15 protein-coding genes and 1 pseudogene are annotated in these 15540 nt (G+C 41.8%); 4 read left to right on the top strand and 12 right to left on the bottom strand.

Annotation, left to right across the window (positions count from 1 at the left end; genetic code table 11):
* Positions 1–191: IS3 family transposase (locus ACJAZP_RS18950; protein WP_415232308.1), on the top strand; the 191-nt coding region annotated here is incomplete at its 5' end.
* 115 nt (positions 192–306) lie between these two features.
* Here ACJAZP_RS18950 and ACJAZP_RS18945 read toward each other — a convergent pair.
* The 11 genes and pseudogenes from ACJAZP_RS18945 to ACJAZP_RS18895 form a co-directional block, all read right to left on the bottom strand.
* Positions 307–525, bottom strand: a pseudogene (locus ACJAZP_RS18945) (substrate-binding domain-containing protein); the annotation flags it as partial.
* 43 nt (positions 526–568) lie between these two features.
* Positions 569–1699, bottom strand: a complete 1131-nt coding sequence (locus ACJAZP_RS18940) for an amidohydrolase family protein (RefSeq protein ID WP_415232307.1) — start codon at positions 1697–1699, stop codon at positions 569–571.
* A 52-nt stretch (positions 1700–1751) separates the two neighbouring features.
* Entirely contained in the window at positions 1752–3422 is a 1671-nt protein-coding gene (locus ACJAZP_RS18935) for an arylsulfatase (protein ID WP_415232306.1), read from the bottom strand.
* A 2-nt stretch (positions 3423–3424) separates the two neighbouring features.
* Positions 3425–5635, bottom strand: a complete 2211-nt coding sequence (locus ACJAZP_RS18930) for a TonB-dependent receptor (protein ID WP_415232305.1) — start codon at positions 5633–5635, stop codon at positions 3425–3427.
* Positions 5636–5897: 262 nt separating this feature from the next.
* A complete protein-coding gene (locus tag ACJAZP_RS18925; RefSeq protein ID WP_415232304.1) occupies positions 5898–6833 on the bottom strand; it encodes a 3-keto-5-aminohexanoate cleavage protein in 936 nt (311 codons plus the stop codon).
* A 79-nt stretch (positions 6834–6912) separates the two neighbouring features.
* Positions 6913–7827, bottom strand: coding sequence for a 3-hydroxyacyl-CoA dehydrogenase family protein (locus ACJAZP_RS18920; RefSeq protein ID WP_415232303.1), 915 nt, complete (start codon positions 7825–7827; stop codon positions 6913–6915).
* 265 nt (positions 7828–8092) lie between these two features.
* Entirely contained in the window at positions 8093–9565 is a 1473-nt protein-coding gene (locus ACJAZP_RS18915) for a sodium:solute symporter family protein (RefSeq protein ID WP_415232302.1), read from the bottom strand.
* Between the two features lie 56 nt (positions 9566–9621).
* Positions 9622–10392 (bottom strand): SDR family NAD(P)-dependent oxidoreductase, encoded by a 771-nt coding sequence (locus ACJAZP_RS18910; protein ID WP_415232309.1) that lies wholly within the window; start codon positions 10390–10392, stop codon positions 9622–9624.
* A gap of 13 nt (positions 10393–10405) precedes the next feature.
* Complete coding sequence (locus ACJAZP_RS18905; RefSeq protein WP_415232301.1) at positions 10406–10768, bottom strand: cupin domain-containing protein; 363 nt, start codon at positions 10766–10768, stop codon at positions 10406–10408.
* Positions 10769–10777: 9 nt separating this feature from the next.
* Positions 10778–11647, bottom strand: coding sequence for a cyclase family protein (locus ACJAZP_RS18900; RefSeq protein WP_415232300.1), 870 nt, complete (start codon positions 11645–11647; stop codon positions 10778–10780).
* A gap of 375 nt (positions 11648–12022) precedes the next feature.
* The gene (locus ACJAZP_RS18895; RefSeq protein ID WP_415232299.1) at positions 12023–12814 is read right to left on the bottom strand and encodes an IclR family transcriptional regulator; all 792 of its coding nucleotides are present in this window, start codon (positions 12812–12814) and stop codon (positions 12023–12025) included.
* A 114-nt stretch (positions 12815–12928) separates the two neighbouring features.
* Here ACJAZP_RS18895 and ACJAZP_RS18890 point away from each other — a divergent pair, with 114 nt between their 5' ends.
* Entirely contained in the window at positions 12929–13018 is a 90-nt protein-coding gene (locus ACJAZP_RS18890) for a sulfotransferase (protein ID WP_415232298.1), read from the top strand.
* 70 nt (positions 13019–13088) lie between these two features.
* Here ACJAZP_RS18890 and ACJAZP_RS18885 read toward each other — a convergent pair whose 3' ends face one another.
* Positions 13089–13325 (bottom strand): hypothetical protein, encoded by a 237-nt coding sequence (locus ACJAZP_RS18885; protein ID WP_415232297.1) that lies wholly within the window; start codon positions 13323–13325, stop codon positions 13089–13091.
* Between the two features lie 1063 nt (positions 13326–14388).
* Here ACJAZP_RS18885 and ACJAZP_RS18880 point away from each other — a divergent pair.
* Both ACJAZP_RS18880 and ACJAZP_RS18875 read left to right on the top strand, forming a co-directional pair.
* Positions 14389–14802 carry a hypothetical protein gene (locus ACJAZP_RS18880; protein WP_415232296.1) on the top strand — a complete coding sequence of 138 codons (414 nt, stop codon included), beginning with the start codon at positions 14389–14391 and terminating at the stop codon, positions 14800–14802.
* Between the two features lie 374 nt (positions 14803–15176).
* On the top strand, positions 15177–15540 hold a 364-nt coding region (locus ACJAZP_RS18875), incomplete at its 3' end, for a hypothetical protein (protein ID WP_415232295.1).

The raw sequence follows: 15540 nt of genomic DNA, 5'->3' as shown, positions 1-15540 counted from the left end.
TTGAAAGGTTTTTTGGTAGTTTAAAACATGATTGGTTGTTCAAAGTAGCGCAACCAACACGAGAGCATATGACGCAAGATGTCGCTGCGTATGTAAAATATTACAATCTGGAGCGGTTGCATTCGTCAAACGGCGATCAATCACCCATTGAGTATGAGAATTCCTTTAGGAATGTGTCCGGTTGGACTTGACCAGAACAGACAGTACCGTTTCGTATTGTGAGACTAGCTAAAGCTTCGTTGAACATTAATTTCACGAATTTGACAGGTAATCATTACCAAGCATTTCATGCCTAAAAATACCCTTAGACACTTGATCAGGGACCAGTCGATTGGTCTTATCACAGGCTTGCAATAAATGTCTGGTCCTAGCATCGGTGACAGCGATGACACCAATAGGTAAAGGCAAACTTTCAATCCAGTCAGCAAGTCTATTCATACTATGCTGCCAAGTATCAGGCTGAGTTTTATAACCGCAATAAACAGAACAACTAAACCCGTCTTTTTCACATAAAGTAACAATGGCTGGTAAGTCCAGTCAGCTTATAAAACTAAGTAAATCTCTTAATTCACAATGTCGCTAAACCTAGCAATTTTTCTGCATTACCGTAATAAATTTTATGCTTATCTTGAATAGATAAATCAGCAGCGTCTAGAAACTTGACTGAATCCTCAACTGACTCATAAGGATAATCGGCAGCAAACAAAATTCTATCTGCACCGAGCTCCTCATAGCAAAGCTTCAAGGCAGAGTCCTGGAAAACGCCAGAGGTAGTAATTACAAAGTTTTCTTTAAAATATTCACTCGGCAGTTTTTTAAGAGGTTTTACCGCATTGATTTTTACCTGTAATAGATAACGATTATCTATTCTGTCTAAATGAAAAGGTATTCCTTCTCCCATATGACCTAAAATAACTTTCAGCTTCGGAAACTCGTCAAAAACTCCACTCATTATCATACGCATAGCATGTAAACTTGTTTCTGCAGCAAAACCCCAACCTGCAAAATATAATCCATAGTCTAAATATGGTTGCACCATCCCCTGACCAGGCGCTCTTGGATGAAGGTACAGAGGGGAATTTCGAGCTTCTGTTGCCTCTAGGATAGGCCAAAACTTCCTATCGTCTAAATATTCACCGCGAGTATGAGAATTGATGATTACGCCGGATAAACCTAGAGAGCCTATCGCTCGGTCAATCTCTTTAGCAGCCTCTCCAGGCAACTGCGGGGCGACCGCGGCGAAGCCAGCAAACCGATCTGGATGGTTTTTAACTGCTGTAGCTAATTGATCGTTTGCATCTGCAGCTAATTCTTTAGCAAGCGCACCATCAAAAACCTGTATTCCTGGCGATGTTAACGAAATAACTTGCATATCAACGCCACATTTATCCATGTACTTTATACGATCATTTCCTAAATTCACTAATCGCTCGTGGATGATTCTAGTACCCAGACTATCCGCGAGAATAGACTCCCCCATTTTTTGAAAACCCGGTTCATTTGGGCTACCTGCAGCGATAAATTTATCCCATTCGTCAGCAATAGCTTGAGTAACAAACGCCTCTTCTATCGCAATTCGCCTCATACCATTCACAGAAACATTGTTTTGTTTAATTGTGGTGTTGCCGGCTTGAACTTGCATTGCTAAAGTAGCAGCAACGGCTCCCTTCATAAAATTTCGTCTGCTATTATTATTCATTTAGCTACCTTTAAATTTTTGTCTTTTCTTTGAACGACAATATGTCAATTGCTCAATATCCGCGAAGTTCGTTCGGAATAATAACGCCGACTTCTTCTTCGTATATTTCCCATTTATGAATAAGCTCTTTGAGCATTTTAGGCTCTTTCAATGCTAAATCGCGCGTTTCACCCGGATCATCTTTAAGGTTAAACAATTCCCAATCAGATTTGCCCCATGGCACTTCTTCCCAAACCAATTTCCAATCGCCAGTCCGCACAGCTCTGCGTCCAAAAAGCTCAGTAGCAAACACTGTTTGCTCATCGTGAATGCGGATTAACTCATTCTCGATTAAAGATAAAAAACTTTTGCCCGTCATTGCTGAACGTTTTATTCCTGCGTGTTCGTAAGGGCTACGAGGAACATGAACACCTGCAGCTTCGAGAATGGTAGGAGCAATGTCTTTCACGTGGAGTGGCTGTCGCACGATATGACCACCGCTATTTAGCCTTCCATCCCAAAAGAAGGCTGGCACACGTGTTCCACCCTCTGCCACGCTACCCTTGAAAGAACGAAGATAAGCATTAGATGCTGACGCCCAGCCAGGTCCGGTAAACGTAAAAGAATTTATACTGCCGATGCTGTTCAGACTATTGTCAAATTTCGCAACATGTTCACCAAAGTCAGGCACTTTATTCAACTCTTTGGCTTCTGGTCCGTTATCGGATAAGAATATGATAATGGTATTCTCTAAGTCTCCATGCTCTTTTAGCTTTTCAATCACTCTCGCTACATTATCATCCATGCTATCAACCATGGCGGCATAAACTTCCATCTTTCGTGCCTCTACCGCTTTTTCTTCTGCATATAGTGTATCCCATGCAACATAAGTTGGAGCTTTTACCGATTTGTACTCATCTGCTCTCGAGTCAAGCTCACGCATCCGTTCGAGGCGCTTCGATTTAAGTGCATCCCAACCATCATCATACCGTCCTTTGTAATGCTCAATTAACTCTTTTGGAGCTTGAAGCGGCCAATGTGGAGCAGTGTAGGCTAAATAAGCGAAAAACGGTGTATCATCCGAACCACGTTCATCAAGATATCCAAGTAAACGATCCGTATAGTAGTCTGTTGAATACTTCTCTTTTGGCCAGTCGGCAGGCTTATTACCGTCGCGAAAAGAAGATACCGGTATAGAAGCTTTTGGACCTGTATCATCAAAATGTCCAGCGGCTCCCTGCAACAGAACAAAAGAACGCGAAAACCCTCGTGAGCTTGGTAATTGATCGGGCTTCCCACCAAGGTGCCATTTCCCGCTTATATAAGTCAGATAACCTGAATCGGAAAGCAAAGAAGCAACAGTGCGAATACGAGTACTTAAATACCCCTCATAGCCAGGTTTCCCAAGTTGATTGTCTGCAAGCTTTTCAATCATATTACCAAGCCCAGCAGTATGGTGGTCAGTACCCGACATCAGCATAGCGCGAGTTGGGGAACAAGAAGCAGCGGCTGTAAAATTTGTAAACCGTAACCCCTCCATAGCTAGCTGATCCAGAGTAGGCGTTTCGATCTCACTACCAAACGCTCCTAAATCTGTGTAACCAAGATCATCAGCGACAATCAGCAGAACATTAGGTCGTGAAGAAGAGATTCCCCTGTCATCTGCCGAGCATGGGCTCGGCAGAACTAATACAAGCAACGAAAAAACCCATAAAACACAACAATATTTTTGAATGCTAACCATAATTAGAACTCATAAGATGCAGTTAAGCCATAAGTTCTCGGCGGCATGAGAGTGGCTAAAAGAGCATGGCCGATAGTACTAGAAGTCACATTCACATGAGATAGTATTGTTTCATCTGTGAGATTTCTTCCCCAGATATTTAGTGACCAGTCACTGTTCTCAAAGCGAAACAACACATTTGCATTCAATACAGTTGTCGAGCTTTGATAACTAATATCTTCTTGAAATTCGTTGAACCAGCGCTCATCAGTATAGGCATATTGTACTCTTGATTTTATTTCAAAATTTTCAAAATCAGAGTAATATTCTAGGGAAATATCAGCCTGAGTTCTTGGAGAGTTAGGTAGCGGATTACCAGCTAAGTCCTCAAGAACATTGGGTGTAAATGTTGTATTTGCAGTCACAAATTCTGCAAACTCAGCTTTGAGATAAGCCGCGTTGAACTTTAACGTTAGATTGTCTGTTATCAATGCAATAGTTTCAAGCTCGATACCCTTGATATCTGCCTCAGCGGCGTTTACCGTAATAAGGTTGCCATCAACCGGTCGTTGAACCTGCATATCTTCAATAGTCGTATTAAATAACGCCATGTTTAACTGAAGACGCTGATCAAATAATCTACTCTTTATGCCAGCCTCGTAACTTATAACAGTTTCTGGGTCAACTGCTGGTGAATTATTACCAATGTTCATCACACCCGTTTTATATCCCTCTGCTATTTTTGCGTAAACCATAATGTCATCGGAAATGGTGTAGTCAATTCCTAACGTAGGTGTTAAAGCATCCCAAGCTTCATCTCGCGCTATTGGAAAAACAACTCCGGTAGGAATCGTTCTTGTTCCAACATCCTGCTTTTCATCTTTACTATAACGTAGACCTGTGGTGAGAGATAAACTCTCTGTCAGTTTCCAAGTAGTATTCCAAAAGGCTGCGTACGATTCGCTTTCTTGTTGTCCCTCAAACTGCAAAAATGGTCGATTAAGCACGCTAGTATATGGTGGAGGACCTTCAATGGTGATACTAGCGTCAATATCTTCATTAAAGTAATAAAGCCCAAACAATGTTGTGTGGTTATCTCCATCCCAATTAAATTGAAACTCTTGAGAGTAATGCGTGGAACTTTCAAATTGATTATTTGCATAAAACTGTAGTGGAGTTCCGTTCAGATCCGTACGGGCATGTCTAACATAATCTAAATAATTGGTAATAGAATTTAACGTTACGGTATCCGATAAATTCCAATTCATTTGCAATGTCAGAGTGTCAAGGTCTTTACTACCACCTATTAAATTCTCTGAGTTATTATCACGTATATTATCCGCGACTTGGCCACCAAGTACAATTTCACGAGGAGTGATATCGGGTCTAGCCTGACCAATGTAGTGATAGTCTCCAGCAGCATCAGTTTCAAAATGTGTGAGTGATAAGAAAGCATCAAAGTCCTCTGAACCAGCATATGATAATCCAGCTCGCACAGCAGTAAGGTCCTCATTATCCAAATCCCGTCCATCAAACTGATTCACACCGTAACCGTCTCGCTTGCGGATTTTAACTGCTATTCGCCCATTAAATTCCCCTTCTACCAGTGCTCCGCCTACGGCAGCTTCTAAATCCAACAAGCCATAATTTCCAGACTGAAAATTAGCATAACCTTCAACTGCATCAGTAGGGCGACGTGTATGGACATTTAATGATCCACCCGTTGCGTTGCGCCCGTAAAGAGAGCCTTGCGGCCCCCGAAGAACTTCGATTCGGTCGACATCAAAGAAACTGCTTGCTTGTGCTGAGGGCCTTGAAATTACTGCACCATCAACATGAAAAGCAACGCTTGGTTCGCTCCCCATCGCAAAGCTAGTAAGTCCGATCCCTCGGATATAAACACGTGGCATACCAGCGGCAACAGAAATCTGTAAATTCGGTGCTAAAGATTGCAACTCCAAAAGGTCTGGTATTCCTTCGTCAGCCAGGTCGTTACCATCAATACGGGTTACCGCAGTGGGTACATCTTGAAGAGCTTCTGTGCGTCGTTGTGAGGTCACAAGTATAACTTCCAATTTTGCGCTACTTTTTTCTTGTTCAACCTTTTGGTTAGAATCAACTTCCTGCGCAGAAGATGGTATTGTGTAAGTTGCCATACATAAAGACATAGCAATAAGTGTGAGCGATTGATGACCTAACGATGTCGAACCTAAGCGACTTTTGAAATCTATCATAATTGTTCCCTTGGATTAAGTATTTGTAACACATGCCACAAAAATCACTATGTGATACATGTGAATTACATTTTGATACTAACTTATGGCAAATAAACTACTTGTAAAATAGCTCGTTATTAATTTTCTAAATTCGTCCAAAATTCATGTTATATATCAATTAAATAAACTGATAAAAACAAAGCTGAAATTAGAAAGATTATGTTTACTAAATACTCTAGCCCTGCTTCATAATTGTGATAAACGCAGAACAAAAATCTAGTTAAAGTTTGACCTTATTCTTACCTTTTAAATCTAAAATAGAGCGCGCTTCATCTGGTGTGGCAATGTCAATGTTGTATTCAGCCAAAATACGAGACATTTTTTCAATTTGATCTACGTTGGACTTAGCTAACTCGCCTGGATTTAAAAATAAGCTATCTTCTAAACCAACACGCGCATGTCCGCCCATTAACACACCTTGGGTAACCAATGGAATTTGCGTTTTACCAGCGGCCAAAATAGACCATACGTAGTTATCCCCAAATAAACGGTCTGCGGTGCGGCGCATAAACATAAGATTATCAATTTCAGCACCAATCCCTCCCAAAATACCGAATACGGTTTGAATGAATATAGGTGGTTTAATTAATCCTCGGTCCATGAAATGCTTTAAGTTATATAGATGCCCAACGTCATAGCACTCATGCTCAAACTTTGTGCCCTTAGCACCCATTGTTTTCATGATGTATTCAATATCTCTAAAGGTGTTTCGAAAGATAAAGTCGTCGCTATTGCGCACATAGTCTTCTTCCCAATCGTATTTCCATTCTTTGTAACGATCGGCAATGGGGAAAATAGCAAAATTCAAACTGCCCATATTTAAAGAACACATTTCAGGTTCAAACTTTTCTGCAGCCGCTAAACGTTCAGCTACCGTCATGGTTGGTGAGCCACCTGTTGTTAAGTTAATAACTGCATCGGTTGCTTCATGAATGGCCGGTAAGAATTTTTCATAAACATCTGTTGCACCGGTAGGCGAACCGTCTGCAGGGTTACGGGCATGCAAATGTATGACTGATGCGCCAGCTTCGGCTGCTGCTACTGATTCATCGCGGATCTCATCGGGCGTTAGCGGCAAATATTCAGACATAGTCGGCGTATGCATTGCGCCAGTAACAGCGCAGGTTAAGATAACTTTTCGATTTGCTCTTGCCATAATTTGAATACCTTCTGTTCTAATTGTTGACTTAACGATGGAGTAGCTTGCTTAGCTACCATTCCTGTTCACCGCTAGCTCATTTATGAATAGCCTCAAGCAAATGATTTATCATTGTTTGCTTGATATCAGCCGCTTGTTTTGGCGTATAAGACTTAAAGCCTTTGCCTGTTTTCATGCCTAAATCACCGGCGTCTATTTTACGTTGTAATATCTTTGCGGGTGACTTATCACGACAAATATCTGCCAACACCACGTTATGAATATCTTGGGTGAGATCTAAACCAACCATGTCGGCATTTTCGATAGGACCAAGGACGGATAAGCGCATGCCAAAACTGTTTTTAACCGCAATGTCGACTGTTTCTGCATCACACACGCCTTCATCAACTAAGGCAATTGCCTCGCGCCACAACGCATGCTGCATTCTGTTTGCCACAAAACCGGTGATATCTTTTTTGACATGAATCGGTTTTTTACCTAACCACTCTAAAAGGGCAATCATTTGCGTAACCATCGCCGGCGAAGAATTGTCTGATTGAACGACTTCAACTAGAGGCACTAAATAAGGAGGATTCCACCAATGCGTACCTATTATGCGATCGCAATGCTCTACGCCTTTTGCAATATCACGAATTGGAATAACTGAGGTGTTACTAGCCAATATGCAGTGCTCTGGAGTGCATGGCACTAGTGCTGCGAATATGCTTCTTTTTAGTGCCAGTTTTTCGGGTGCGGCTTCAATAACAATATCAGCGTCTTTCGCTTCTTTGGTAAAGTCCTCGCTCAGGCTTATATGATTAAGCGCATCATGATTCTGGCCCAATAAATCTAAATTCTCTCGAATACGGTCGAAGGCTAAGTCACGAGCAGCTTCCATGGGATCACAAATCACCACAGATAATCCTTTGTTAGCGAACACTTGAGCTATACCACAGCCCATCAATCCTGCGCCTATGACGACTATTTTTTTGAGTTGATGCTGCTTAGTCATCGCCATTATTACCGCGGTTACGCAACACGCCTACCAAGGCAATGATGCCGAAGGCGAGCATCATACCCACAACGCCTGCCATCCAGATTGCTGTTACTGAAAGTGCTTCCATTATTGCTTCCTCTTAACTAACACTAATTTTTTGATAATATTCGACTAATATCCTAATCACGCGATGACATAAATCTAGCAATGAGTTGACCCACCACAATGATCACCACGATCAATAACAAGCTATTTAAAAATATGCTCCAAAACATATGCATTACTCCTGCTTCATTTGAGCTAGACGGTCATCATAATCAGTGGATTTGAAATAACCCGTTTCGCCCGGCAGTATTAAGTTACTTAGCACGCCAACAAACAATGTGACGCCAAGGGTGACGTAGGCATTTGGGGTTCCCGCCATATTGAGAGCCTCAGGAAGCGACGAAAATGACCATAAAGAATTAGCAATCCACGCACTCACAAGCGTAAGAACTGCCGCGGTTGCATGTCGCTTCCAAATAAAACCAAACACAACCACCCAAAAAATAGGCACCAACCACGAGAACAACCAGTTCATAGAGGCCAAAATGGGGGGTAGAAAAGACGCTACCGCCATGGCAATAATGGCGAGTACCACAATGGTGATACGAATAACGCGGGTGAGCTCAGCGTCACTTGCGTTTTGTCTATAAAGCCGCTTATAAATGTCCATTGTAAATATGGTCGCTGGCGATAAACTTGTCATCGCAAAGGTCGATAATATCGCCGCTAAAAATGAGGCTAACAAAAGAGCAGAAAGCCATCCTGGAAGGAGATTGACTAGCATTGTTGTCGCGGCAACTTTTGGTCCAAGGACTTCGAATTCCGGTATCGACTTGGCAGTTAATCCGATAACCACTGCAAATACGCCGAACAAGCCGTTTAAGGGAGCCGCAATCCACAACGCTCGTTTTATAGTTTTCTCATCACGAGCCGCCATTGCTGGTTGTAATAACATTTGGTTAATGCCTTGGCTAAAGACGACCGCTACTACTGTGCCTAAACCGAAGGTCAATAGAATTTCAGGAGTGCCATAAATACTGAGCATAAACCCATTGCCAGAATCCGTATAAAAGTTACTCACAGATTCGTAGCTACCGCCGGGTAATTTAAACGCCAGCACAATGGTAGCCAATACAAGACCAATGTACATTACAACGGCATTGACCAAATTAACCCAGCCAACTTCTTTTATGCCGGCCAATACCACATATAGTACGCCTATCATTCCGCCCACTATCGCCCCGTTTTTAATTTCCCAACCGGTCATAGACGAAATAATAATACCTAGCCCTTGCGTCTCAATGGTCAAAATACCAAAAATAACACCGGCCATAACGCACGACACTAACAAGCGTGTATTGCGTCCATAAAACATTTCTAGAATTTGGGGAACCGTACTAACGCCTAAACGACGAACCCATAGCCCCGTACTTGCGCACACAACCACTAACAAAATAACATGCGCTATACTGAACCAGACCGCCGAAGCGCCCATGGACCATGTCATTTCAAACACACCTAAAATATGTGCCGTACCTAGTACAGTGAGTGCTAATGTAACGGCAACCACACTGGTGGGAAGTGAACGACCGCCTAATGCAAAATCGCCATCGGCGTGTTTTTGTTTTTTGCGTGACAAAAACCAAGCTACGCCAGCAATAACCACAATTTCATAAATGAAAACGGCGATAATAATTGAATACTGCATAGTCAAATAGCCTCTTCGAGTCGTAGTGTGTAAAGTGTATTTGTTAACATAATTGGCTAACCTGCGGTATAACCGCCATCAGCATATAATGTATGCCCTGTATGGAAATCAGATGCGCGCGATACCAAAAATAGTAATGGCCCCGCTAAATCTTCTGGCTCACCAAGGCGGCCTATAGGGATTCTTGCAAGCATCCCTTCTCTTGTTGATTTTCCGCGTTCGTCATCAGCAAACATCCATGCGGTTAGATCTGACCTAAAAACAGTAGGTGCTAGCGCATTTACGGTTATGCCTTCTTTACCCCACTCACATCCAAGCGCCCTAGTAATACCATTAACAGCATGTTTTGAACTGCAATAAGCAGAGTAACCATTTGGATGCCCAAGTTTTCCGCGGGCAGATGATACAAGTACCACTTTTCCACCTTGACCTTGCGCAATCATTTGCTTACCAGCGGCTTGCGCCATTAACCACGAATCGGTCACATTGGCCTGCATAACATTTTCAAACCGTTCAAGCGACATGTCCCCAATAGGCGATACATCGTTCATGCCCGATGCGACGACTAGTATGTCTAGTCTTGAAAATGACGCTAGTGCTGCATCTATAATCGCTTGGCAATTCTCTGGTGAGTTGGGGCGCAAGTTTACGGTGCACACTTCGGCACCGTCTTGTTTAAGCTCTTCTGCAATTGCCGCTAGCGCAGTTTGATTTCCGCCTGCTAGCACCAATTTGCATTTCGCACCTGACAAAATCCTAGCGGCTACGCTACCAAAGGCACCTGTAGCACCGGTAATTACGGCCACGTTGCCAGAGATGTCGAACATTTGGTGTGGGTTTTTAAGCAGGTCCATGGTCATAGCCTTTTGGATAATTCATTATTACGTACATGTGTGCAGTCGTATTACTGCGATTTTCGATAGCCCTAGCTTCATTCGGGGCTAAAAAGCAGCTGTCTTGTGCTTTTAAAATGGTTTCTTCACCGTTACCTAATGTGATCGTTATCTCTCCGGATAAAACGATATAAACTTTTTCAAGGGGAGAACTATCCATTTCTGCTCCGCCACCGGGCAAGAACTGCGATAAGCCAACCCAAAAGTTCTCACTCAGACTCGCATCAAAACCTTGCAAGCGCAAACCAAGCATATTGTAGTGCTTAGGAGCATCGTAAGGCTTAGCGTCTTCAAAACGCGTGATTTGCATAAGTATTCCTTACTTCGCCGAGCCTTTAGCAATGCGATAATCGCCACTCGGGTCGAGCATAGCGACTAATCTCACAATACAACCATCGCCTTTGGTCCAGCGCCATGGAAATGAAGCAAATGTGACTCGTTTGCCGGTCACTTTGTCAATATCACCACCAACATTCTCAAAACCTAATATGCCTGCGCTCAAAATTGCGTTATGGCAAGGCTCCCATTCAGGAAAGTCTTCAAGTACTTTTCTGCCCGTTTTGCGTTCATATTCAGCGCATATATCTGGCATTAAGCCATTTGGTCTGCCAGGTCCATGTGGACCAATAGCGGTCGCTAAGGGATGATCGAGTGCTTGTGTATCAGAACCAATCATCTTCACTTTTTTCTTCACAAACCATTCACCAGCGTCCTTGTAGAAGCCGGGCGCTCTGCCATAATAAGTAGTATTGTCACCATAATATTTATGCCAACCGGTATTAACAATTACAATGTCGCCTTCGCGAATTTCTGGACTTGCATTTTCTAGATCTTCGGCGGTAATCACTTCAAATTCTTTTTTGGGAATAGAGACGACTACGCCAGTACCAAAGAAATAGGGAAGCGGTACTTCATCCATAAAAGGAGTGCCTTCAACGACATGGGCGGGTGCATCAATGTGAGTACCAGAGTGCATAACCGTGGTAATTTCTTGTGTTAGCACACCAGACTTTGCCATGCCGTGTAAACGTCTAACTTCAACATCTTTAAAGTATGGCCAGCAGGGCTGCCCGAGACCCCAAGGGTGGCTTAGGTCGTACATTTCCAAACCCATTTTATTTTCTAGGTTCGATTCCTCAAAATTACATAAACTTTCGTCGCGCCAATCTGCATTACCTAACCCTTTCATAAACATATTCTCCGATATACCCAATATTTATTGTACCGCATTGCGGTTCATGCGAACTTATAAGTGGTACTATGAATTATTAAGTAAGTGTATGTCAAGTTTTTGTTAAAAAAATGTTGCGTAAAAATTGAAGTAAATAAAGTAGATGTTGCGGTTTTTAATTGCACACATACTCGCCATGCAAAAGCTCCACACACAATAAAAGTCCTCAGAGTAAGCGATTGTCTTATGAGTAAATTGCTAGTTGGCTAAATGAAGGGCATTAACGGGTAACCCAATACAGGGTGTGTCTCAGTCTACCCTTATTGAACGTATAGGTTGGTTTAGTGAAGCAAGGTGTTTAAAAAAGTGATTTATATCGACAGTAGAAATACCTTAGCGATTGAGTACAGCCATCATCCTTTCACGAAATACCACTAATGATTCGATTATATGTTCTTTGTCTCTTACAAAGCGAACTGTTGGTACAGGAACTGATACGGCAAAAATAATACCTTTGGGATCTTTGAATGCTGTGCCAACAGCACTTATTCCATCAGTATGCTCATCATTGTCTATCGCTATGTAATTACCTCTAACGGCCTCAATTTCAAGCATAAGTTTGTTTACATCGGTAATTGTATTTTTTGTATCTTTTGCTAATCCTTTGGTAAATAAAGCTTCAATTTCGGCATTAGACATTAACGATAGCGCCGCTTTACCATTCGCACAACTATGCATCAAAAACCCCTCACCCACTGCGGAAAGAGCACTTAAACGGTGACTAGACGCAATTTGGTCAACAAAGACCATTTTGTTACCGCGCTGCATGGATAGGTCGACGGTTTCACCAGTACTTTGTGCTAGCGCTTCTAAATGAGGCCTTACAAAAGTCGAAAAATCAAAATTAGTGTTCGATGCAAGCCGTAAAATAGTAGGACCAAGCATTACTCTGGCGTTTAAAGACGCAGAAACAAGCATATTCTCGTCCATTAAGGCATTTACAATTCGTTGTACCGTTGACCGCGGCAAATCAACTCTTTTTGCAATTTGACCAAGGCTTAAGCCATCATCTGCGTTTTCAAGTGCACGTAAAATAGATGCCGCTCTGGCAATAACCTGAATACCCTGACGCGGGGTTTTGTTTTCTGGTGCATCAGCACTTTGTGGTAGGTCGGATTTTGTCATTAAACCAATACTGTGATAATACTAATTAGCCGAATAGTGTACAGTCAGTTTTACGATTACACCATACAAAAGTATGGGCACGGGCTAAACTGATGTTAACAATAAGGTACTAATATGCCACTTGATGTTATTGGTGTAGGGCTTGACCGCACAGGTACTTACTCTTTAAAAACAGCGCTGTTACAGCTTGGATTTAAAGGATGAAATAATTATTCTCTGTTGATGTAGATGTGTAGCTGCAGCTCAGTAATAGCCTGCAGCATTTATACAAGTACTATTCAATCGAGAAAGTCACTCCTGCATGTTCCTCTAAGCGCTCAATAATCTTATCGCCAAATATACTTGCGGGTGTCCAGAAGCCCCCACTTTTGTCTTCTTTAGCTATATCCTCAACTAAACACACTGCAGATTGGCCGAGCATTTTGGCGGTAGAACCATAGCCAGGCGCACGATCGCCCTTAACGGTGCACCGAATCTCTTGTTTGTCATGGGTTTTACCGATAAAACGCAAATCATAATATCCAGCTAATTGCGCTCTAGATTTTAGTTGTCATTTTTTGCTAGAAATGAGATTTTTATCTATGGCGTTGACAGGCAAGTAAACGGCATAAGCCGTCATACGCGGTTCAAATTAGATACGTTACGATTTTCACAATAACCTTAATTAAAAGATTCTACACATATTAAGTTTCAACAAGTGCCTCCGCGGCAGATATATTGTTTGAATGAGAAAAAGCGGACGGTCGAAAAACTTTATACAAAGGCTTTAAAAAGCTCAAAACACGTTAGATTTTCACTGCAAAAAATTACTGGTGATACGTACAATAAAGCGATAATTCCTGTAAAGAGCAATACTTTGCAAAAATTCCGTTATTTGGTACATTACAGCAATAAGGAAAAAAACAAGAAACGTTGTTTTATAGAACTCTGCAAACAAACTAAAAGGATTTTAGTCATGCTACAAACCCCATATACCAAGATAAATCAAACGACAGCATTACCGGAATTTTTTCGGGTAATAGGTTGTTATGTTTAACACAAAAAGCTAAAGAGCGGCGTAAGCTCAAAGGCGGTGCTTCGTTAGTTTTTCTTATCCGTGGTTCGCGCGCTGCCGATGTTTGGTTATTGCCTCATCAGCGAATTCACAAGCTCGACGTTTGTAATTGTAAATTCTTCAGTAGTAAGACAATGGTTTCCATGTTCGCGAGCATTCGCTGTTTGGTTTCCGCTAAATAACATTGGTTTCCGTCGCGAAACTTCAGTGCATGCTCGTTCTTTCAAGAGTAACTCTAAGGTATTTTTAATTAGCTAATTTCGGGTGCGCGCGCAATTGCTGTTTGGTCTTCGCCAGGATAATTCAGTTGTTGTTTCAGCTAAAATTGAGTACTGTTTATAAATTAAATAACAACATCAAAGGAGTGAGGTTTGTTAATTCAATATCGTGCAAAACCTACCAGTTATAACAAACGCATTAACTCACTCGCTACGCTCGCTGGGAAAAATCTAAATGCGCATTCCGCTTCGCTTCATAAACGCGCATGCATATTTTCCCGTTATGCGGGGTGTTAGCAATTATGGATGAACTTGATAAGCGAATTCAGCAAAAGAATGAGTCGCATAGAAAGCTAATGCAGGCAGAGAATCGAGAAGTATTTCCGATATTCATACACTCAATATTTCTTTTAACTTTGCTCTACTATGAGCTTTTAGTGAATATTGGCGACGGATTTACAGCGGAAAACGTTACTACACTGCTTTTCATTTATATTTTCTACAACATGATTGTTTTCGATTTTTGCACAAATATTATAAAAAACTATTATGCTAAATGTTTATTACTAGTAACTCTGCACTCAGTATTTATATATTTTTGGATTTGGCACCAAGATCAATATGGCGTGGCGTATATTGTCGGCAAGTTGGGTATCCTGGTGACAATAAGATTTTTTTATATGTTTGCGTTTAACAAAACCACAAGTGATAAGTAAATTATGCGGTCAACAAGGTGTCGGGAAAGTGGTTTTTTAACGTAAAACCTAGCTATGGCTCGTTCTCTCAAAAGTCACCCTCAACTGTTTTTAATCCGCTATTTTCGGGTTCGCTAGCGCATAATGTTTGATTCACGCTGTTTAGCATTAGTTGCTGTATTGGCGTCAAACGGTTATTGTTTTACCTAAATGGTTAACGCAGGGAGACATGGATTGTTTTATCAAAACCGCAAATACATCAAGCAACATAACAATCGCATCAGTTCACTCCCTTCGGTCGCTGGGACAACTTTACGGGCGCATTTCGCGTTGCTCAAAAGCTGCACCCATAAGCTTGCGCTCTATGCGGGGTGTTATGTTTTTCAAGGAAGACAATGAAATTTTTGCTTTTTCTGGCCATTATTTTCTCCGTTTATGCGCAAGCATCACGCCCTATTAAGGCTACACAATTAACAGATGAATTGGCCAATGAATTAGGCTTTGAGGTCAATAAAACAGAAGACAAGTTTGGTTTAACTATCGAATTAAAAGGGCCAAATTTGTTTGGGGACTCATGCGAACCTTTAGCGGTAGGACATTTCGTTATTGAGGATAAAGAAGAGGTTTCGGCTTTTATTGGTAGCGCCCATCCTGAAACACCCCAAACAGTAAGTTTTCTTGCGACAAAAGGTAGTATGAGTTTGGTGGTTTTTATCGATTACCAATGTGAAAATATGGCAAAGAGATTTACAGTATCAA

The organism is Psychromonas sp., from assembly GCF_047632955.1.
In the GTDB taxonomy this organism is placed as follows: Bacteria; Pseudomonadota; Gammaproteobacteria; order Enterobacterales; family Psychromonadaceae; genus Psychromonas.
Note: the sequence above shows the minus strand (reverse complement) of the source record. Positions and strands in the feature narration are given on the sequence as shown.